The 21,519-nt window shown below is 63.3% G+C and carries 19 protein-coding genes; 5 read left to right on the top strand and 14 right to left on the bottom strand.

Annotated features, from left to right (window positions below; genetic code table 11):
* Positions 1-5: 5 nt before the first annotated feature.
* On the bottom strand, positions 6-476 hold the full coding sequence (gene tsaE, locus UF78_RS03945; protein WP_045160739.1) for a tRNA (adenosine(37)-N6)-threonylcarbamoyltransferase complex ATPase subunit type 1 TsaE: 471 nt from the start codon (positions 474-476) through the stop codon (positions 6-8).
* On the bottom strand, positions 464-1,963 hold the full coding sequence (locus UF78_RS03940; protein ID WP_045160737.1) for a bifunctional ADP-dependent NAD(P)H-hydrate dehydratase/NAD(P)H-hydrate epimerase: 1,500 nt from the start codon (positions 1,961-1,963) through the stop codon (positions 464-466). Before UF78_RS03940 ends, tsaE begins: the two co-directional genes overlap by 13 nt.
* A 187-nt stretch (positions 1,964-2,150) precedes the next feature.
* On the opposite strand from UF78_RS03940, the gene queG reads away from it, so the two are divergent.
* Together queG and UF78_RS03930 are read left to right on the top strand one after the other, a co-directional pair.
* Positions 2,151-3,224 (top strand): tRNA epoxyqueuosine(34) reductase QueG, encoded by a 1,074-nt coding sequence (queG, locus tag UF78_RS03935; protein ID WP_045160736.1) that lies wholly within the window; start codon positions 2,151-2,153, stop codon positions 3,222-3,224.
* Positions 3,225-3,392: 168 nt separating this feature from the next.
* Positions 3,393-4,541, top strand: coding sequence for an aldose epimerase family protein (locus tag UF78_RS03930; protein WP_045160735.1), 1,149 nt, complete (start codon positions 3,393-3,395; stop codon positions 4,539-4,541).
* A gap of 270 nt (positions 4,542-4,811) precedes the next feature.
* Here UF78_RS03930 and dgoD read toward each other — a convergent pair whose 3' ends face one another.
* The 12 genes from dgoD to mpl form a co-directional block, all read right to left on the bottom strand.
* Entirely contained in the window at positions 4,812-5,960 is a 1,149-nt protein-coding gene (gene dgoD, locus UF78_RS03925; protein WP_045160734.1) for a galactonate dehydratase, read from the bottom strand.
* Positions 5,961-5,983: 23 nt separating this feature from the next.
* Complete coding sequence (locus UF78_RS03920) at positions 5,984-6,607, bottom strand: 2-dehydro-3-deoxy-6-phosphogalactonate aldolase (RefSeq protein ID WP_045160733.1); 624 nt, start codon at positions 6,605-6,607, stop codon at positions 5,984-5,986.
* Positions 6,582-7,556: a 2-dehydro-3-deoxygalactonokinase gene (locus UF78_RS03915; protein WP_045160732.1), complete on the bottom strand. Its 975-nt coding sequence runs from the start codon at positions 7,554-7,556 to the stop codon at positions 6,582-6,584. The genes UF78_RS03920 and UF78_RS03915 overlap by 26 nt, the downstream gene beginning before the upstream one ends.
* Positions 7,557-7,595: 39 nt before the next feature.
* On the bottom strand, positions 7,596-8,564 hold the full coding sequence (gene araH / locus UF78_RS03910) for an L-arabinose ABC transporter permease AraH (protein ID WP_045160731.1): 969 nt from the start codon (positions 8,562-8,564) through the stop codon (positions 7,596-7,598).
* A 21-nt stretch (positions 8,565-8,585) separates the two neighbouring features.
* Entirely contained in the window at positions 8,586-10,100 is a 1,515-nt protein-coding gene (gene araG, locus UF78_RS03905; protein ID WP_045160730.1) for an L-arabinose ABC transporter ATP-binding protein AraG, read from the bottom strand.
* An 85-nt stretch (positions 10,101-10,185) separates the two neighbouring features.
* Entirely contained in the window at positions 10,186-11,190 is a 1,005-nt protein-coding gene (locus UF78_RS03900; protein WP_045160729.1) for a substrate-binding domain-containing protein, read from the bottom strand.
* A 135-nt stretch (positions 11,191-11,325) separates the two neighbouring features.
* The gene (locus UF78_RS03895) at positions 11,326-12,144 is read right to left on the bottom strand and encodes an SDR family oxidoreductase (protein ID WP_045160728.1); all 819 of its coding nucleotides are present in this window, start codon (positions 12,142-12,144) and stop codon (positions 11,326-11,328) included.
* Between the two features lie 51 nt (positions 12,145-12,195).
* A complete protein-coding gene (locus UF78_RS03890) occupies positions 12,196-13,074 on the bottom strand; it encodes an SMP-30/gluconolactonase/LRE family protein (RefSeq protein ID WP_045160727.1) in 879 nt (292 codons plus the stop codon).
* A 24-nt stretch (positions 13,075-13,098) separates the two neighbouring features.
* Complete coding sequence (locus UF78_RS03885) at positions 13,099-13,824, bottom strand: FadR/GntR family transcriptional regulator (protein ID WP_045160726.1); 726 nt, start codon at positions 13,822-13,824, stop codon at positions 13,099-13,101.
* Between the two features lie 471 nt (positions 13,825-14,295).
* Positions 14,296-14,595: a YceK/YidQ family lipoprotein gene (locus UF78_RS03880; RefSeq protein WP_045160725.1), complete on the bottom strand. Its 300-nt coding sequence runs from the start codon at positions 14,593-14,595 to the stop codon at positions 14,296-14,298.
* A gap of 42 nt (positions 14,596-14,637) precedes the next feature.
* Positions 14,638-15,267: a flavin prenyltransferase UbiX gene (ubiX, locus tag UF78_RS03875; protein ID WP_045160724.1), complete on the bottom strand. Its 630-nt coding sequence runs from the start codon at positions 15,265-15,267 to the stop codon at positions 14,638-14,640.
* A 148-nt stretch (positions 15,268-15,415) separates the two neighbouring features.
* Positions 15,416-16,765, bottom strand: a complete 1,350-nt coding sequence (mpl, locus tag UF78_RS03870; RefSeq protein ID WP_045160723.1) for a UDP-N-acetylmuramate:L-alanyl-gamma-D-glutamyl-meso-diaminopimelate ligase — start codon at positions 16,763-16,765, stop codon at positions 15,416-15,418.
* Positions 16,766-16,971: 206 nt separating this feature from the next.
* On the opposite strand from mpl, the gene exaC reads away from it, so the two are divergent.
* The 3 genes from exaC to UF78_RS03855 all read left to right on the top strand — a co-directional run.
* Entirely contained in the window at positions 16,972-18,492 is a 1,521-nt protein-coding gene (exaC, locus tag UF78_RS03865; RefSeq protein WP_045160722.1) for an acetaldehyde dehydrogenase ExaC, read from the top strand.
* 163 nt (positions 18,493-18,655) lie between these two features.
* Positions 18,656-20,107, top strand: coding sequence for an ethanolamine permease (gene eat / locus UF78_RS03860; protein ID WP_045160721.1), 1,452 nt, complete (start codon positions 18,656-18,658; stop codon positions 20,105-20,107).
* A 25-nt stretch (positions 20,108-20,132) separates the two neighbouring features.
* Positions 20,133-21,519: ethanolamine ammonia-lyase subunit EutB (locus UF78_RS03855; protein WP_045160720.1), on the top strand; the 1,387-nt coding region annotated here is incomplete at its 3' end.

Genomic DNA, 21,519 nt, shown 5'->3' with positions numbered 1-21,519 from the left:
GTTATTCATTGATTACCGATGGTCAGGACAGAACACCAGCCAACTCCACGTTCGCCTCGCGGCGTCAGACGCAGCGAGCGGCCAGCGCCTTGGGGCGTAATGGTAATGTCCAGGTCGGCCTTTGGCAAAATGCCGGCGCCACGTTCTGGCCACTCTACCAGGCACAATGCGTCCCCTTCGAAATAGTCGCGAATGCCCAGAAACTCCAGTTCTTCCGGATCGACGAGCCGGTACAGGTCGAAGTGAAAGACGCGTGCGGCCGGCGTTTCGTAAGGTTCGACCAAGGTAAAGGTCGGGCTTTTGACCTTGCCCTCATGTCCGAAACCGCGAATCAGCCCGCGCGACAACGTCGTCTTGCCTGCGCCGAGATCACCATGCAGATAGATCACGCCCCGACCATCGGTCGCCCGGGCGATGGTCGCACCCAGCGCCAGCATCTCCGCTTCGTCGGCTGCAAATAGCGTCACATCCGGCATGGCGATTGTTCCTCGAGCAGCTGGCGAATGGCTGGGATCATATCGACGGCGGCCAATCCACGGCCTTGCTCGCCGGCGCGCTCACCGGCCACGGCATGCAGCCACACGGCCAGACAGGCTGCATCGAACGGCCTAAGGCCTTGCGCCAGTAGGGCGCCCGCGACGCCCGCCAGAACGTCGCCCAGCCCCGCACTGGCCATGGCCGGATGGCCGCGATCACATAGCGCCAAACGTCCATCAGGTCCTGCGATCAGCGTACCTGCGCCTTTGAGCAGTACGCTACAACTGTAGCGCTTTGCCAGTGCTTGGGTTGCCGCGGGACGATCGGCCTGGACCTGTGCGACCGTCATGCCCAACAACCGTGCGGCCTCGCCTGGGTGCGGCGTCAGCAGGCAATCACTCGGCAACTCGACCGCGCCGGTCGCCAGCAGGTTCAGCGCATCGGCGTCCCACACTTGAGGCATGCGGCACTGCGGAGCCAGCGACAGCAAACTGCGCCCCCACGGCGCTTGCCCCAGGCCTGGCCCGATGACCAGCACATCGGCGCGTCCGGTCAGCCCCGTCAGCGCATAGGTGGATTCGACACCACTGCACATGATCTCCGGGCGCCGCACCAGCGAGGCGGTGACATGCTCCGGCCGCGTTGCCAGGGTCACCATGCCGGCCCCGCAGCGCAGTGCCGCTTCGGCTGTCAGCAAGGCAGCACCGCCCGTGCCAAGGTCACCGCCAATGACCAGTACCTGACCGAAGCTCCCTTTATGAGCGGTCGGGGAACGGGGCGCGAGCTTGGGCAGGACCGCTTCGGACAAACGCACGGCGGCGTACGCACTCTGCTCGACCACCTGCGCGTCGCCTTGTAGGTCATCGAAGACCAGCGCGCCGATCCGATCCGGCCCCTCTCCAGTGAACAGCCCGAGCTTGAGCCCGATGAATGTCACAGTCAGCTCGGCACGCACCACCTCGCCGAGCAGGCGCCCGGTGTCGGCACACAGCCCCGATGGCAAATCGACTGCAAGGATCGCTAGCTCACTTTCGTTCATGGCGCGAATGGCGCTGGCGTACGGTTCGCGCACCTCGCCGGTAATCCCTGTGCCGAGCAGCGCATCGACCAGCACACCGCGCAGCTCGGCGCCAGACGACCAGGGGGTCACCCGCACGCCGGCTGCCTGTGCTTCATTGAAGGCGCTGGCAGCATCGCCCTGCAGCTGGAGGGGATCACCCACTGCGATGACCTGAACCTCACGACCGGCGCGCTGCGCCAGCGCTGCGATCAGGTACCCGTCTCCAGCGTTATTGCCGCGCCCAGCCAGGACGGTGACTTCAGCGCTATCCGGCCAACGCCGGCGCAAGGCACGCCAGGCTGCGTGGGCGGCGCGCTGCATCAGTTCGAAACCGGGCGTCCCGGCGGCGATCAGCCGAGCGTCGAGTTCGCGTACCTGCGCGGCCGAGTAAAGACGGTTGGGGAGTGTATCGGTGGTCTGGGACATGAATCACCCGAGCGAATATCTGGCAGAATTATACGCATGCGCCTGCCTGGCCGCCCGCAGCGCGTCGACGGCGGACAACAATGGATGTCACCACCTCAGGGCGCACAGCGCGGCAGCTGTAACAGCCACCGCACCGAAACGAACACCAGTTGCCCATCACACGCCGTAACGCCCGACAACCGAAGCCATGTCCAGCACCACTCTCGACCCCGCCGCACTTGCCGACTCCATCAAGGAGTGGGGACGCGAGCTCGGCTTTCAGCAGGTTGGCATCACCGGTGTCGACCTGGGCGAGCATGAAGCGCACCTGGAGCGCTGGCTGGCAGCCGGCTATCACGGCGAGATGGATTATATGGCTGCCCACGGCAGCAAACGTTCCCACCCGGAGCAGCTGGTGCCGGGCACGCTGCGAGTCGTGTCGTTACGCATGGATTACCTGCCGGGCGACACGCGCATGGCCGCGCAACTGGCGCATCCCGAGAAGGCCTACGTCTCGCGTTACGCATTAGGGCGCGACTACCACAAGCTGATCCGCAAGCGCCTGCAGCAGCTGGCCGAGCGCATTCAGCAAGTCATAGGTCCCTTCGGCTTCCGCGCCTTCGTCGACAGCGCGCCAGTGCTGGAAAAAGCCGTGGCGCAGCAGGCCGGCCTCGGCTGGATCGGCAAGAACACCCTGGTGCTCAACCGCAAGGCTGGAAGCTGGTTCTTCCTCGGCGAACTCTTCGTAGACATCGATTTGCCGGTTGACGAGCCCAGTGCGCGCGACCACTGCGGCAGCTGCCACGCCTGCTTGGACATTTGCCCGACCGAGGCCTTCGTCGGGGAACGTATGCTGGACGCGCGACGCTGCATTTCCTACCTCACCATCGAGCTGAAAGGCCCGATACCGGTCGAGCTGCGGCCGAAGATCGGCAACCGGGTGTTCGGCTGCGACGACTGCCAGATCGTCTGCCCCTGGAATCGCTTCGCCAAACCAACTGAGCAGACCGACTTCCAGCCCCGCCACAGCCTCGACAATGCCGAACTGGCGGCGCTGTTTCGCTGGACCGAAGCGGAATTTCTCAGCCGTACCGAAGGCTCGCCGCTGCGGCGGACGGGTTACCAGAACTGGTTGCGCAATCTGGCCGTCGGGTTGGGCAACGCACCCTCGAGCATTCCCGTGCTTGAAGCGCTGCAGGCTCGCCGTGAGGACCCATCTGAACTGGTGCGCGAACACGTCGAGTGGGCACTGGCGCAACATGAAGTCCGCCAGCGCACCTGACCAACCCATGTTTCAGGACTTGAGAGATATCGGTTTGGATATCTCAGGCACCGTAATTCGTATTGGGACGGAATGGCTCGGCTGTCTAGGCTTTAGCCGGCGCAACGGTGCTACACCGACCTGGCGCCGTGCACCACGTAAAAAACAACAACAATGTCAGGTGAAGCCATGCAACCCAGATTGCTACTCAACGGAATTGCCCTGTCTCTCATGATCAGTACATTCGGCGCCCAAGCGGCAGGTCTGTCCAACCAGCACGGCAGCTTCGGCAAGATGCCGGACGGCACGCCCATCGAAAAATACACCCTGAAAAACAGCCAAGGGGTGGAAGCGGTGGTGATCACCTACGGCGGCGTGCTGCAGTCATTGCTGATACCGGACAAGAACGGCAAGACCGACGACATCGTGCTCGGCTTCGATGATGTCGATGGCTACATCAAGAACGGCAACGTTTACTTCGGCGCGACTATCGGGCGCTTTGGCAACCGCATCGCGGATGGCCGCTTCGAACTCGACGGCAAGACCTACCAGATCCCGCAGAACGACGGCAGCAACGCCCTGCATGGCGGGCCGGAGGGTTTCGACAAACGGGTCTGGAAGGCCAGGCCCGCCGACGAGGACGGCTGGGTCGGTGTCGAGCTGAGCTACGTGTCGCCCGATGGCGAGATGGGCTTTCCAGGCAAAATGACCACCCATGTGACCTACAGCCTCAACGAAGACAACGAGCTGCGCATTCAGTACCGCGCCACCACCGACAAACCCACCGTGCTCAACCTGACCAACCACAGCTACTTCAACCTCGCCGGCGCTGGCAGCCCGAGCGTGCTGGATCAGGTCGCGACGCTGCACGCCTCGCGCTATACACCGGTCACCGAGAAACTCATCCCCACCGGCGAGCTGGCCGAGGTGAAGGGCACACCGATGGATTTCCTCCAGCCGACCCGCTTTGGCGAACACATAAAGGATGATCACGAGCAATTGAAGTTCGCCGAGGCCAAGGCCGGCGGCTTCGATTTCAACTGGGTGCTGGATACCGATGGCGACCTCAGCAAGCGGGCTACCGAAGTGCACGACCCCGAGTCCGGACGGCGGCTGTTGATGTACACCACCGAGCCCGGTGTGCAGCTCTATACCGGCAATTTCCTCGACGGCAGCATCAAGGGCAAAGGCGGCAAGACCTACTCGCACTGGAGCGCTTTCACACTGGAAACGCAGCACTACCCGGACTCGCCCAATCAACCAGACTTCCCGAGCACTCGCCTCGACCCGGGCGAGACCTACACCCAGACCACGATCTACAAATTTCCCAAGCCCTGATGCAGAAGGCCCCGCAAGGGGCCTTCAGGCTGTAACGAGCCTCGCGGTTGGCGAGGTCGTTTTTAGCAGCCGCTTTGCTTGCAGCACGGTTGGTTTCATAGACCGTTGTGGATCCGAACCAGCGTTCGCCGCGGGGCGCACCTCCTACAGCGGTTCGGTGCGCGCTGGCCGCTTTTGTGGGAGGCCCGCCTCGGGGCGAAGCTTTTGGCTCTTGCTGCAGCTACGGGCCGTGAGGCCTGCCGTGCGCCTGACTACAACCATGTCGCCGCCCTACCACTCGGCCACACTGCCATCGGCGTGACGCCAGATCGGGTTGCGCCAACGATGGCCGATACGCGCCTGTTCCCGCACGTAATCCTCATTGATCTCGATGCCCAGCCCCGGCCCATTCGGTATCGCGACGAAGCCATCCTCGTACTCGAACACCTCCCGGTTGCTGATGTAGTCGAGCAGGTCGTTGCCCTGGTTGTAATGGATGCCCAGGCTCTGCTCCTGAATGAAGGCGTTGTAGCAGACGCCGTCCAACTGCAGGCACGCCGCCAGCGCAATCGGTCCGAGCGGGCAATGCAGCGCCAGCGCGACGTCGTAGGCCTCGGCCATGCTGGCGATCTTGCGCGTCTCGGTGATGCCGCCGGCATGAGAGGTGTCCGGCTGAATGATGTCGACGTAACCGTCGGCGAGGATGCGTTTGAAATCCCAGCGCGAATACAACCGTTCTCCCAGCGCGATGGGCGCACAGGACAGCGGCGCCAGCTCTTTGAGCGCCTCATAGTTATCGCTGAGCACCGGCTCCTCGATGAACATCGGCCGATACGCCTCGAGCTCCTTGATCAGGATCTTCGCCATGGGCTTGTGCACGCGGCCGTGAAAATCCACGCCAATACCGATATTCCTGCCCACCGCATCCCGTACGGCAGCCATGTTCGCCAACACCGCATCGACCTTGGCATGGCTGTCGACGAACTGCAGCTCCTCGCTGGCGTTCATCTTCACTGCACTGAAGCCACGCGCCACTGCAGCGCGGGCGGCGTTGGCGGTATCCGCCGGGCGATCCCCGCCAATCCAGGAGTACACCCGGATACGCTCGCGCACCCGCCCACCGAGCAAGTCGCTGACCGAGACACCCAACGCCTTGCCCTTGATGTCCCACAGCGCCTGATCGATACCGGCAATGGCGCTCATCAGAATGGGCCCGCCCCGGTAGAAGCCGCCACGGTACATCACCGTCCAGAGGTCTTCGACGTTGCGCGGATCGCGCCCCACCAGGTAGTCGGCCAGCTCATCCACTGCCGCGGCGACGCTGTGCGCGCGGCCTTCGACGACAGGCTCGCCCCAGCCGGTGACGCCTTCATCGGTTTCGATCTTGAGGAACAGCCAGCGTGGCGGCACAACCAGCGTGGTAAGGCGGGTAATTTTCATCGCAGCTCTCTCGCAGAAAGTGGTCAGGCCATCGCCGCGTGGCGGGCCAGAATGAAGGCGTGCGCCCGGCGACCCACCTCGTCGGCGGACAATCCCGGCGAATAAAGTGCCGAGCCAAGACCGAAGCCGGCCGCCCCGGCCCGCAGGTAAGGCGCCATGTTCTCCGGCGTGATGCCGCCCACCGGCAGCAGCGCCGTACCGGTCGGCAGCACGGCCAGCCAGGCTCTCATCGCGCCGATACCGACCTGCTCGGCGGGGAACAATTTGAGCGCGTCGGCACCCGCCGCCAGTGCCGCGAAGGCTTCGCTGGGCGTGGCGACGCCAGGTGCGAGATAAAGACCCGCGGCCTTAGCAGCGTGCAGCACCTGGGCGTCGCAATGCGGCATGACGATCAGCTGCCCGCCGGCTTCCTTCACCGCTTGCACCTGCTGCGTTGAAAGCACCGTACCGGCGCCAACCAGGCAATCGTCGGGCAAGGTCCGGCGCAGGATTTCGATGCTGCGCAGCGGCTGCGGCGAATTGAGCGGTACCTCGATGATCCTTATACCGACGGCATAGAGCGCGCTGCCGACCGACTCGGCCTCCTCGGGGCGCAGGCCTCGGAGGATCGCGACCAGCCCGTTAATGGCAAGCGTGCGGTGAAACATCTGACTCTCCTGCAGTATCGGTGGCGACCAGGCCGGCGCCGGCGGCAATCTTCCAGAGCCCGGCGGCCGTGGCCTCGGGCGCGAAGCGCAACGACTCGAAGCCGCAATGCTCGAGCGCCCAAAGGTAGCGAGCACACAGGGTCGAATTGCCGATCAGGACGATGGACTGCGATGGCGGCACCTGCAGCATCGCGCTCATGGCGGCCAGCTCGTGCCCTATCAACAGCCCGGACAGGTAATCGGCCTGGGCTGCGCCGCTGAGCTCGCCGGTTAGCACCAGCGTGCGGCTGCTGAAAATCGTCGAAAGCGGGCCGGCCTGCCCTTCGCTCGACCTTGCGACGCGAAGGCCACGCTCGAAAGCCGCGGCATTGAAGCTGTCGCTGGTCACCGCGGTGCGCCCGAGAATCGTATGGCCGAGCAACGCCTGATAGACCTCGCCGGTCATGAAGGTCTGGAATCGGCTGAGCTGCCCACCTTCCACCGTGACCCATTTGCTGTGGCTACCCGGTAGGCCGATCAGCAATGGCGCAAGCTGACTGTCATCGCCATCGAGCAGGCCGAACACCTGGGTTTCTTCGCCACGCATCACGTTAGGCACGCCGCCGCGCTGAATCACGCCGGGCACCAACCATAGCGGCATTCCGTGCGAGCGCTCGATGGGCAGCAATGTCAGTTCATCAGCACGCAGCGGCGCTTCGATATAGCGGGCTTCACGCCAGCCCTGGGCGCTGCCAACCATGCCGCAGGCAATCATCGGGGCTTGGGGCGCGGCGCTCTGCCAGTCACCACACGCCTGCTCCAGTGCGCGCTCGAAGTCGGCCTCGCAGCCATCGAGCTGCATGACACCCAGTGGCAAGCCGCGCACTTCCAGCGTTTCGCCGGCCGCACCGAGCCGATAAGCGCGCAGCGAACTGGTGCCCCAATCCAGGGCGATCAGGTGTGTATCCACGGGATTTCTCCAGCGCGCCGACACGCGGCGCGATTGGGATCAGCGCTGCTTCAGCCGATCGATGATCACCGCCAGCAACAGAATCGTGCCGCGGATGACGTACTGGTAGAAGGTGTCGATATTCTTCAGGTTCATCGCGTTCTCGATAATCGCCAGAATCAGCACCCCGGCGATCACGTGGCGGATCATGCCGATGCCGCCGCTGAGCGAGACGCCCCCGAGTACACAGGCTGAAATCACCGTCAGCTCGAAGCCCTGGCCGATCATCGGTTGCCCCGAGGTCATCCGCGACGCCAATACCACACCGGCCAGCGCGCCGATCAGGCCATGCACGGCAAAGATGATGATCTTGGTACGATCGACATGGACCCCAGCCAGCAGCGCCGCTTCCTGATTGCCGCCGATGGCCATGGTATTGCGACCATAGGTCGTGTAGTTGAGCAGCCAACCGAAGAAGGCGAAGCAGACGACAGTGATCAGGATGGGCACCGGTACGCCGAACAGACTGCCATTGCCGAACAGGAAAAAGTCCTCCTGCATCACCCCCACGGCCTTGCCGTTGGAGAAGATATAGGCCAGCCCGCGCACGATCTGCATCGTCGCCAGCGTGGCGATCAAGGCATTGATGCGCAGCTTGGCGATCACGATGCCGTTGATCAGCCCGACCGCCAACCCCATCGCCAGCGCCGCCGAGACACCGAGGAAAACACTCTCGGTATCGCGCATCACCACAGCCGCCACAACTCCGGCGCAGGCAATCACCGAGCCGACCGAGAGGTCGAAGTGCCCGGACGCCAGGCAGAACAGCATGGTGCAGGCGGCGATGCCCACGGTCGAGATCGCCAGCCCCAGGCCGCGCATGTTCAACGGCGAGAGAAAGTTATCGATGAAGATCGCCGACAACGCGAAGATGCCGAGCGCCGCCAACACCATGACCCAGTCGTCGAGGAAGCGGCGCATGTTGAGACCCTGCCGCGGCGCGGCCAGAGCGTTTTGTTGAGCAGACATAGAGCACCTCTTCATGGTTGTTCAGCCGCGCGAGCGCGGAAGTGCCAGTTGCAGCAGGCGGGATTCTTCAGCCTGGTCGCGGGTGACTTCACCGGTGATCGCGCCCTCGCTCATCACCAGGATGCGATCGGATATGCCGATGACTTCCATCAGGTCGCTGGAGACGACGATCACCGCGATACCGCTCGCCGCGAGGTCATGGATGATCTGGTAGATCTCGGCTTTGGCGCCGATGTCGATGCCGCGGGTGGGTTCGTCGAGCAGCAGCACCTTCATTGGCATCGACAGCCAGCGCCCGAGAATCACCTTCTGCTGGTTGCCGCCAGAGAGAAAAACGATCTGCTGGTCCGCCGACGGGGTCTTGATATTCAGGGCGCGGATCTGCCGGTCGGCGTTCTCGCGCTCCCAGCGGCCCTGCACCAGACAGCCGAGACGGGCGTTGCGGCCACGCGCACCGATGTTGATGTTCTCCGCCACGCTGCCCAGCGGCACGATGCCTTCCTTCTTGCGATCTTCGGGACAGAGCAGAATCCCCGAAGCGATGGCGTCGCGTGCCGACTTCAGTTGCAAGGGCTGGCCATCGAGCTGCACCGTACCGGCCTTGTGCGGGGCCAACCCGGCGAGAAGGCGCAGCAGTTCGGTACGCCCGGCACCGACCAGACCGAAGAAGCCGAGTACCTCGCCACGGCTGATCGAGAAACTCACCGGCTCCTGCAAACCGTGGCCGAGCAGCCCTTCGACGCGCAAGGCCTCGCCTTGCTGCTCGCGCGGGCGGTAGTTGTAGATGTCCTGGATATCGCGCCCGACCATGCAGGTCACCAGCGCGTCATGGGTCAGCTCGCTCATATCGTCGAAGGTGCAGACGAAGCGGCCGTCCTTGAACACCGTGACCGCGTCGCAGATACGGAAGATCTCTTCCATCCGGTGCGAGACGTAAAGCACCACTCGCCCCTCGTCCCGCAGCCGGCCGATGATCGTCATCAGCCGCTCGATTTCCCGCGCCGAGAGGCTGCTGGTTGGCTCGTCGAAGGCGATCACATGGGCGTTGCGCGACATCGCCTTGGCGATTTCCACCAGTTGACGCTGCCCCAGCGACAGGCTGCCCAGGCGTGCAGACGGATCGATCTCGTCAGCCAGTCCCTTGAGCAGTTCATGCGCCTGACGCAGCATCGCCCTCCGATTCACCAGCCCGAAGCGCGAAGGCATGTGCCCGAGCATCAGGTTTTCGGCCACGCTCATTTCCGGCACCAGATGCAGCTCCTGGTGGATCACCGCGACACCGCTGGCGATGCTTTCCCCGGCGGATCGAAATGCCAGTGTGCGCGCCCCGATCTGCAGATCACCGCTGCTCGGCTGATAGGCGCCGCCGAGAATTTTCAGCAGCGTCGACTTCCCGGCGCCGTTCTCACCCATCAGGGCGTGAACGGTGCCGGGCCGGGCTTCGAAGCTGATTTCCGACAGCGCACGCACGCCGGGGAAGTTCTTACCGATGCCGTTGAAACGCAGGCTGTCGCCCGAATTGACTTGTTGAAGCATGGAGCGTCTCCACCCTCGCCCGTTCGACTGGACGAGTTCGATACTGAAATCGACCTGAGATCAGGCCGCCCGCGAATGGACCGGCTTATTTCCAGAGACCGATCTTTTCCAGCTCTTCCTGGAAGTTCTCGCGGGTAATCAGGGTGACTTCGTCCATCGCGGTGTACTTGGGTGGTTCTTTGCCGGTGGTGACCCACTCGTACATCATCCGCGCGGTTTCATAGCCTTCGATGTGCGGGCTGGGCAGCATCGAGCCGTAGAAGCCACTGTTGTCCTTCTTCAGCTCACCGATGGCGTCGGTGCCGTTGATGCCGATGCCGATCACGTTCTCGGCGCTGAACCCCGCGCTTTCGGTGGCCCTTACGCCGCCCAGCACGGTGTTATCGTTCATGCCACCGATGATCAGGTGCTTCGCACCACGCGGCAGCTTCACCAGCGCCGAGGTCGTGGCGTTCATGCTGCCCGGCACGTCGAGGGTTTTCTGCGGGGTGTAGAAGATGTGGTCTTCGGGGAAGCCAGCCTTCTTCAACGCATCGACGGAACCGTCAGTACGCTTCTTGCCGGTGTCGAGTTCGTTGTAGGTGTTGATCACCGCATAAGTGTCGTTCCAGTCCCAGCCGCGCTTCTTGGCTTCTTCAGCCATGGCCGCGCCCTGCTTCTGGCCCACTTCAAAAGCGGCCATACCAAGATACGGCACCTCTTCCATGGGCTGGCCCTTGGCATCGACGAAGCGATCGTCGACAGCCATGACCTTGAGGTCGTTGAACTTGGATTTGGCAACGATGGCCGGGCCGAGCGCAACGTCGGGGGTGCAGATGACAAAGCCCTTAGCGCCATTGGCCGCCAGGCTGTCGATGGCGGCCAGCGTTTTCTCGCCATCCGGCACGGCGATTTTCAGCAGGGTGAACCCATGCTCCTTGGCGGCCTTCTCGGCGAAGGCCCACTCGGTCTGAAACCAGGGCTCTTCGGGTTGCTTGACCAGAAAGCCGATCTTGACCTCGTCTTCGGCCAGAGTCGCACCGGCGAAACTCATCGCGCCAACAGTCAGCGCGGCACAGCAAAGCGAACGGATTCCGAAAGACCGGAACATAGCTACCTCCATTGTTCTTATTGAATAGCTTTTTGTTGATTCGTCAGAGCTCATCCCCCTGACACGTCACCACCGGATGCCTTGCTGGCGGCTTGCCGCTGGGGGCACTGCCGGCCCCTTTGAAACGAACCCTTGTCAATCGTGGTAGAGCACCGAGCGTCCACCATCGATGGTGATGCAGGCGGCGTTGATGAAAGGCGCCTCGTCGGTGGCGAGGAACAGCGCGGTCATCGCCACCTCGATCGGCTGGCCGATGCGCCGCGGCGGATGCATGTCGAAGGCGCGCTGGCGCTCGGCGTGGGGGTCAGCGAAATCGTTCCAGTAATCGACGTTGAGCTGCGTCTCGATGTAGCCCGGCGCGATGGCGTTGACGCGGATGCCCTTGGGCGCATATTCGATGCCCAGTGCGCGAGTCAGCCCGAGCAGGCCGTGCTTGGCGACGGGGTATGGAAAGCAGCCGGGAATGATGTTGGTCGAGTGAACCGAGGCGATATTGATGATGTTGCCGATGCCGCGTTGCACCATATGTGGCAACGCCGCCTTGCAACCGAACCAGACGCCGTCCAGATCGATGGCGAAGCAACGCCGCCAGTCCTCTTCGGTCATTTCCAGCGGATCGCGAAATACGTTGACGCCTGCGCAATTGACCAGCACATCGACCTGGCCGTAGTGCTCGAGCGCCAGACCAACCAGCGCCTCCAGCTCCGCCGGCTGGGTGACGTCGGTCTTCAGGGCACGCACCTCACCGCCTCGCGCTCGCCAGCCAGCGGCGACCCGCTCGGCCTTCTCACCCTGGATATCACCGATCACGACCTTGGCCTGCTGCGCCTGGAAGCAGGCCACGATCGCCTCGCCGATGCCCTGAGCACCACCGGTGACGACCACGACCTTGCCTTTCAGGCGCTCGCCGCGTTGGGGTTCGGGTGTCGGTGGCAATGAAAGCGGTGAGGCCATGTGAACAACTCCTAAGCAGTTAAGTGGCCACAGTGCGGCCGGATAAACAGATCAACCGGCGAAACGTGTACAAGGCGTGCCGGTGATACCGACATCAGCCATCAGCACGGCGCCGTCCAGTTCAGTCGACGCCTCGCCCGTCCTGGCGGAGGTGACATACAAATGGGTCAGGTCGGGCCCGCCGAATACGCAGCTGGTGGGGTGACTGACGGGCAATTCGACGATGCGATCCAGGCAGCCATCCGGCGCGAAACGCAGCAGGCAATGACCACCCCAGCGTGCATTCCAGACGTAGCCCTCGGCATCCATGGCCGAGCCGTCGGGAACTCCACGCGGATGCGGGCCGGCCCAGGTGTCTCGGTCGATCAGCTGCCCGTCGTCAGCGACGCGGTGGCTGTACAGCGATTCGTCCAGCGTGTCGCCGCAGATGACGCGATCACCCACCTCGTTCCACAGCAGCGTATTGACGATGCCCAGATCGCTGAGCAGCTGCGTGACCGAACCATCCGGATCGACTCGAAACAGACCACCGGAACGCCGGGTGATAGGCAGGTCGCCGCCATCCTCATCGATGTTGTTCTGCATGGTGCCGAGCCAGAGCCGCCCCTGGGCATCGCAGCGCGCTTCGTTGGCGCGGTTGCCGGGCGTACCGTCGGCGATGCAGAAGCGCTTGAGCGCAGACTCGTCGTCAGCGGCGTGGAGGTCGAGGCGGTAGACACCGCTGGCCAGCGTCACCAGCGCGTCGCCACGCCGGCAGGGAATGAACGTCGAGACCGGCTCGGCCAGCTGCCACTGGCGGTAGCCGTCCGGGCCCAGCCGGCAGGCCAGTCGGCCGATGATATCGACCCAATAGAGCGTCTGCTGCCGGACATCCCAGAAAGGGCCCTCGGCCAGCAGGTAACGTTGTTGCGAGATGGGCAGCCATTGCATGGTCGCACTCCGCTTTCATTGTTTTTATGGCGCAGTCTGCTCGCCGCGTAATACGACCAGCTCGGGGTAATGACGTGAAATGGTCAGGGCCGCACGCTCGATCAGCGTCATGCACGCCCAGACCCCGCGCGCGCCATCGCGGCTGGCGATGGCGTCGGCAATTTCCTTGTGCAGCGGCAGGGTCAGGCCGAGTTCGTCAGGCACCGTCGATGACACTTCGAAGGACACCGCCAGCAAGGCGCCCAGCGCGGGCACCATGCGTTCGATGAATTGGTTGTGGCTGGCAGCAAGCACCGCCTCGTGGAAGAGCTTGTCGGCGCGGTTGTAGTCGTCCTTGTCGCCCAGGGACGCGGCAAGCGCCTGATAGGCAGCCTGGATTTCAGCAATCTGCTTCGGCGTCGCGCGTTCACATGCCCAGCGCACGGCGGTCGGTTCGATGGTTCGGCGCAGATCGATCAGGTCCATCACGAAACTTTCCGGCAGGCCGTTCTCAGCCAACCAGCCTACGACCTGGACGTCGAACAGATTCCAAGAACGCACCGGCGTCACTCGTGTGCCCACCTTCGGCCCGACGTCGAGCATGCCCTTGGCCACCAGCGTCTTGATCGCCTCGCGGATCACGGTGCGGCTGACGCCCAGCTCTTCGCAGAGACCGGCTTCGACCTTGAGTGTCTCGCCAGGTTGAACCTTACCCGACGCGATCCAGGAACCCAGCCATTCCACCGTTGCGCTGTGATAGTTGTTCGACATGCGAGCCTCTGTGCGACTGCCCTTGGGTCTACTGAACCCTATCATCATATGATTGGCTGTCAAATGCAGTTGGCAACTCTCACATCGAAATCGCCCGAACGATTGAGCGGGCAAGCGGCCGGCGCCACGCCACGGAGTCAACCTGACGAAGCGAATACAGCTTTCATGGGCGGTTACAGGAAAGGCACCCTGTCGTGCCGAACGGCGGTTGTTGATTCCGCCAACCGTCGGATGACCCAGCAGGCCAGCCTTCTGATCATATGAATAGAGAATGTCGGGCGTCTGCGCGCCACGCTCGGGATTCGCGATCAGGCAACGCCTCATCGTCTTTCCTCGCTTTTATTGTTCTGGGTGCCGGCCACTCTAAGAAGCACCGCGAGCGCTGCCTAGTGACAGCTGCTGATCGCGCGATAACCAATACTTATCGGCAAACGAGCCTCGTCACGAGGGCAAGCGCATTGAACCGAGGGGTTAGAGACCGCCTTGTACGTTGATCCCCAGCCCAAGCGCGGCCGCGAGCGAGAGCGGCAGTAGCAGGGTGTCCAGCAAAACGCTGGCAGGCAGGTCGAGGGCCGCATATTTCGGCGCTTTGGCCCCGAAGCGGTCCAGCGGGCAGCAACCGCCGTTGAGGCTGTACCAGTCCAGCCGAGTGCCCGAATAGACGATGGGCGCGCCGGGCTTGGCGGCGTCGAGGGTGCGCACCGTGGCGCAACCGGAGAGCAGCAGGACGAGCGCCAGTGTGGCGCCGAGTCGTATGGCCGATCCCTTCATGTGCGCCTCCTCGGTGATTGTCGAACGCAGGCGCGGCTAGGATCAGTCGTCGCTGACGATATGGTGTTCGCCCCAGCGCGGCAACATGTCCTGCGGGATGTTGAGCAGGTTGAGGATACGCGCGACGACGAAATCGACCAGATCATCGAGGGTTTGCGGTTGATGATAGAAGCCCGGCGAGGCCGGCAGGATGACTGCGCCGAGATTGGACAGCTTGAGCATGTTCTCCAGATGGATGCTCGAATACGGCGCTTCACGCGGGACCAGGATCAGTTGGCGACGCTCTTTCAACGCAACGTCTGCCGCGCGCTCGATCAGATTGTTGCTGGCGCCGGTGGCGATGGCCGACAGGGTGCCAGTGGAGCAGGGCACTACCACCATCGCGGTCGGCGCGCCGGAGCCCGAAGCCGGGGGTGCCATCCAGTCTTCCTTGGCGAACACACGGATCTGCCCCGCCGCCGCGCCGGTGTATTCGGACAGGAACGACTGCATGGCCTGCGGCTTGGCCGGCAGCACAACATCGGTCTCAGTGGCCATCACCAGCTGCGCGGCCTTGGAGATCAGGAAGTGCACCTCGCGGTCTTCCTGAATCAGGCAGTCGAGCAGGCGCAGGCCGTACTGCGCGCCGGAGGCGCCGGTCATGGCCAGAGTGATGCGTTCCGGTCCGTTCATATATCTGTTCCCTTTGCCGCCTGGTCGTGTTCCGGTGGGCTGAAGCCCACCCTACCTGTCCTGCGCGTGGAAATGCCTTCGGCGATTTCCACCCTACCCACGGTCACCGTAGGGTGGAAAACCGCGAAGCGTTTTCCACCTTGAGCGATCAGCTCAAAGCGGCGGCCAGCTTGACGTGCAGCCCACCAAAACCGCCATTGCTCATCACCACCACCTGCGTACCCGGTTTGGCGTCGGCTTTCACCTTGGCGATGATCGCGTCCAGCGAATCGCAGACGGTCGTCTCGACCGGCGAGCCGGCCACGGTAGCGGCCAGATCCCAGCCGAGGTTCGGCGGCGCGTACCAGATCGCCCGATCGGCCAATACCACCGAATCGGCCAGGCCTTCGCGGTGAGCACCAAGCTTCATGGAGTTGGAACGCGGCTCGATCACGGCAATGATCGGCGTATCGCCCACCCGCTTGCGCAGGCCATCGAGGGTCGTGGCGATAGCGGTCGGGTGATGGGCGAAGTCATCGTAGATGATGACGCCATTGACCTCGGCGACCTTTTCCATGCGCCGCTTGACGCTCAAGAACTCGCTCAGCGCCTCGGCGCCCTGCTTGGGCAATACGCCGACATGCCGGGCTGCCGCAAGTGTGGCCAAGGCATTGTTGACGTTGTGCTGGCCGGTCAGCTCCCAGTCCACCACGCCCTGCACGGCACCGTCGAAGATGACCTCGAAACGCGAGCCGTCGGCGCTGAGCAGCTTGGCCTGCCATTGCCCACCTTCGCCGGTTGTCTGCACTGGCGTCCAGCACCCCATGCCGACCACCCGTTTTAGCGCTGCTTCTGACTCGGGATGAATGACCAGCCCTTCGCTCGGCACGGTTCGCACCAGATGGTGGAACTGCCTTTCGATCGCGGCGAGGTCCGGGAAAATATCGGCGTGGTCGAATTCCAGATTGTTGAGGATCGCCGTGCGCGGACGGTAATGGACGAACTTGCTGCGCTTGTCGAAGAAGGCACTGTCGTATTCATCCGCCTCGACCACGAAGAACGGGGTGCCGCCCAGCCGCGCCGAGATACCGAAGTTCTGCGGCACACCGCCGATGAGAAAGCCCGGGCTCATGCCGGCATGCTCCAGCACCCAGGCGAGCATGCTGCTGGTGGTGGTCTTGCCATGGGTGCCGGCAGCGGCCAATACCCAACGCCCCTGCAACACGTGATCGGCCAACCACTGCGGACCGGACACGTAGGGCAGCCCCTTGTTCAGCACGTACTCCACCGCTGGGTTGCCACGCGACAACGCATTGCCGATCACTACCAGATCCGGTGCCGGTTCGAGCTGGCTGGGCTCGTAGCCTTGGGTCAGCTCGATACCCTGGGCTTCCAGCTGGGTGCTCATCGGGGGATAGACGTTGGCGTCGGAGCCAGTGACGCGGTGGCCCAGTTCCTTGGCCAGCACCGCCAGCGAACCCATGAAGGTGCCGCAGATGCCGAGAATATGAATATGCATGAATGACCTCTGAAAAGCGCTACGCCAAACCCATGGGGCCAGGCGGCACAGCCGCGCTGTATCGGCGCCGAAAACTGCGGCGCAGATTAGCACAGCACCCGCCCGCGAAACCCCGCACCGCACGTCGCCTCGCCAACCGACGAACGGGCTTTGTTCTACGCTGAATCACAGTAGTCCCACACAATTACAAGTCCCGGAGACTCACCATGCGTTACGCCCATCCCGGCAGCGAAGGCGCTGTCGTTTCCTTCAAGTCCCGCTACGGCAACTTCATCGGCGGCGAGTTCGTCGAGCCGGTCAACGGCCAGTATTTCACCAACCTTTCCCCGGTCAACGGTCAACCCATCGCCGAATTCCCCCGTTCCGACGCGGCGGATATCGAAAAGGCCCTGGACGCCGCCCATGCCGCTGCCGATGCCTGGGGCAAAACCAGCGCGCAGGCGCGCTCGCTGGTCCTGCTGCAGATTGCCGATCGCATCGAGCAGAACCTCGAGATGCTCGCCATCACCGAAACCTGGGACAACGGCAAAGCCGTGCGCGAGACGTTGAACGCTGACATCCCGCTGGCCGCCGACCACTTCCGTTACTTCGCCGGGTGCATCCGCGCCCAGGAAGGCACCAGCGCCGAGATCGATGAAAACACCGCGTCCTATCATTTCCACGAGCCACTGGGCGTAGTCGGACAGATCATCCCGTGGAACTTCCCGATCCTGATGGCCGCCTGGAAGCTTGCGCCGGCTCTGGCGGCGGGCAATTGCGTGGTGCTGAAACCCGCTGAGCAGACGCCGCTGGGGATCGCCGTTTTGATGGAGGTGATCGGTGACCTGCTACCGCCGGGCGTGCTCAACGTCGTGCAAGGCTACGGCCGTGAAGCCGGCGAGGCCTTGGCCAGCAGCAAGCGCATCGCCAAGATCGCTTTCACCGGCTCGACCCCGGTGGGCTCGCACATCATGAAGCGCGCCGCCGAGAGCATCATCCCGAGCACCGTCGAGCTGGGTGGCAAAAGCCCGAACATCTACTTCGAAGACATCATGCAGGCCGAGCCGACCTTTATCGAGAAGGCCGCCGAAGGCCTGGTGCTGGGCTTCTTCAACCAGGGCGAAGTCTGCACCTGTCCGTCGCGGGCGCTGGTGCAGGAGTCGATCTACGGGCCGTTCATGGAAGCGGTGATGAAGAAGGTTTCGCAGATCAAGCGCGGCGATCCGCTGGACACCGACACCATGGTCGGCGCACAGGCCAGCCAGCAGCAGTTCGACAAGATCATGTCCTACCTGGAAATCGCCAAGCAAGAAGGGGCCGAAGTACTCACTGGCGGCGGTGTGGAGAAGCTCGAAGGCTCGCTCGCCACCGGTTATTACATCCAGCCGACGCTGCTCAAGGGCACGAACAAGATGCGTGTGTTCCAAGAGGAAATCTTCGGCCCGGTGATCGGCGTGACCACCTTCAAGGACGAAGCCGAAGCCCTGGCCATCGCCAACGACACCGAGTACGGCCTGGGTGCAGGCGTATGGACACGCGACATCAATCGCGCCTACCGCATGGGCCGGGCGATCAAGGCCGGCCGTGTCTGGACCAACTGCTACCACCTTTACCCGGCCCATGCGGCCTTCGGTGGCTACAAGAAGTCCGGCGTCGGTCGCGAGACGCACAAGATGATCCTCGACAGCTACCAGCAAACGAAGAATTTGCTGATCAGCTACGACATCAATCCTCTGGGGTTCTTCTAGCCCGTTCGCTGTAACGCTCCGACAAGGTGCCAGCCCGACGCCATGCGCGCCGGGCTGGTGCGGCGGTGCCTGCGATAAGGCGCAGCAGAGCGAAAGCATGCTGCAGGCACAGCGCTTGCTTTAACGATCCTGCCGTACCCGACCCCATCAGAGGATGATTCCCATGGCTCTCGAACACAGCAGTGCGACACCTCCAAATCACGCCATCGATTTCGAAACAGTTGGCAGCACCTATTTCAAGGAACGCGAACTGAAGAAAGGCGCCGCCGGTTGGGTGCTGCTGGTGGGCCTGGGCGTTGCTTACGTCATTTCCGGCGACTATGCCGGCTGGAACTTCGGGCTCGCCCAGGGTGGCTGGGGCGGGCTGTTCATCGCCACGCTGCTGATGGCGACCATGTACCTGTGCATGTGCTTTTCGCTGGCCGAGCTGTCTTCGATGATCCCCACTGCGGGCGGCGGCTATGGCTTCGCCCGTAGCGCCTTCGGCCCATTAGGCGGGTTTCTCACTGGCACGGCGATCCTCATCGAATACGCCATCGCGCCGGCGGCCATCGCCGTGTTTATCGGCGCTTACTGCGAGTCACTGTTCGGTATTGGTGGCTGGGCGATTTACCTCGCGTTCTACATTATCTTCATCGGCATCCACATATTTGGTGTCGGCGAGGCGTTGAAGCTGATGTTCATCATTACCGCGATCGCGGCGCTGGCGCTGGGCGTGTTCATCGTCGCGATGGTGCCGCACTTCTCGGTGGACAAGCTGCTCGACATCGCGCCGACCACCGCCGCTGGCGCCAGTAACTTCCTGCCCTATGGCTACGTGGGTATCTGGGCGGCGATTCCCTACGCGATCTGGTTCTTCCTCGCGGTCGAAGGCGTGCCGCTGGCCGCCGAGGAAACCAAGGATCCACAGCGCGATATGCCGCGCGGGCTGATCGGCGCCATGCTGATTCTGGTGGCCTTTGCCGGGCTGATCCTGCTGGTCGGCCCCGGTGGTGCGGGTTCCAGCACACTGGTCGAGTCCGGCAACCCGCTGGTCGAAGCGCTTACCACCGCCTATGGCTCGTCCACCTGGATGAGCGGCTTCGTCAATCTGGTCGGGCTGGCCGGGCTGATTGCCAGCTTCTTCTCGATCATCTACGCCTACTCGCGGCAGATCTTCGCGCTGTCGCGGGCCGGCTACCTGCCGCGCAAACTGTCGCTGACCAACAAGAACAAGGCGCCGGTCATGGCACTGGTTATTCCGGGCATCATCGGCTTCCTGCTCTCGCTGACCGGCCAGGGCGACCTGCTGATTCTCGTCGCGGTGTTCGGTGCGACCATCTCCTACGTGCTGATGATGGCCTCGCATATCGTCCTACGCATGCGTCGCCCGGATATGCATCGCCCGTACAAGACGCCCGGCGGTGTGCTGACCTCGGGCGTCGCGCTGGTGCTGGCCTGCATCGCGGTGGTGGCGGGCTTCCTGGTCGACCCGCGGGTGGTGATCGCCGCCGTGGTGATCTACGGGATCTTCATCGCCTACTTCGCCTTCTACAGCCGGCACCATCTGGTGGCTGGCACGCCGGAAGAAGAGTTCGCAGCGATCGAGAACGCCGAAGCGGCACTGCACAAATAAGGCATCGCACACACAAGGGGGCGACATGGCGGGATATGCGCATAGCGTAGGCGGCACCAACTGGCGCTTCGACAGCTTGCGCGAGGTGATGGCCAAAGCCAGCCCGGCGCGCTCCGGCGACTTCCTCGCCGAAGTCGCGGCGGGCAGCGACGCCGAGCGCGTCGCCGCACAGATGTGCCTGGCGCAGATCCCGCTCAAGCGCTTCCTCGACGAAGCGCTGATCCCTTACGAAACCGATGAAGTCACCCGCCTGATCATCGACAGTCACGACGCCAACGCCTTCGCCCCGGTCAGCCACCTGACCGTGGGCGATTTCCGCAACTGGTTGCTGGGTAACGACGCAGATGAAGCCTCGCTGAAGGCGCTGTCGCCGGGGCTGACGCCAGAAATGGTCGCCGCGGTGTCGAAGATCATGCGCGTGCAGGACTTGATTCTGGTGGCGCAGAAGGTCCGGGTCGTCAGCCGATTCCGCAACACCATCGGCCTGCGCGGGCGCATGTCTACCCGCCTGCAGCCCAACCACCCGACCGACGAGGCCGCCGGCATCGCCGCGAGCATCGTCGACGGCCTGCTCTACGGCAACGGCGACGCGGTGATCGGCATCAACCCCGCCACCGACAGCACCAGCGGCATCTGCGAACTGTTGAAGATGCTCGACGCCATCATCCAGCGCTACGAAATCCCGACTCAGGGCTGCATCCTCACCCACGTCACCACCTCCATCGAAGCGATCAACCGCGGTGCGCCGCTGGATCTGGTGTTCCAGTCCATCGCCGGCACCGAGGCGGCTAACAGCAGTTTCGGCATCAATCTGGCGGTACTACGGGAAGGCTACGAGGCCGGCCTGTCGCAGAAGCGCGGCACTGTGGGCGACAACCTGATGTACTTCGAAACCGGCCAGGGCAGCGCCTTGTCGGCCAACGCGCACCATGGCGTCGACCAGCAGACGTGCGAGGCGCGTGCCTATGCCGTGGCGCGCAAATTCAAGCCGCTGCTGGTCAATACCGTGGTCGGGTTCATCGGCCCGGAATATCTCTATAACGGCAAGCAGATCATCCGCGCCGGGCTGGAAGATCACTTCTGCGCCAAGCTGCTCGGCGTGCCCATGGGCTGCGACATTTGCTACACCAACCACGCCGAAGCCGATCAGGACGATATGGACGTGCTGCTGACCCTGCTCGGCACTGCCGGCATCAACTTCATCATGGGCATCCCCGGCTCGGACGACGTAATGCTCAACTACCAGACCACCTCCTTTCACGATGCCCTCTACCTGCGCCAGAGCCTAGGGCTCAGGCCGGCGCCAGAATTCGAAGAATGGCTGGCGAAAATGGACATCCTGCGCCAGGACGGCGGCCGCCTGCAGATGGGCAGCGAGCTTCCACCGGCCTTCCGACAGGCGCTGGAGCGCA

This window comes from Stutzerimonas stutzeri (assembly GCF_000952685.1).
GTDB classification, from domain to species: Bacteria; Pseudomonadota; Gammaproteobacteria; order Pseudomonadales; family Pseudomonadaceae; genus Stutzerimonas; species Stutzerimonas stutzeri_E.
Note: the sequence above shows the minus strand (reverse complement) of the source record. Positions and strands in the feature narration are given on the sequence as shown.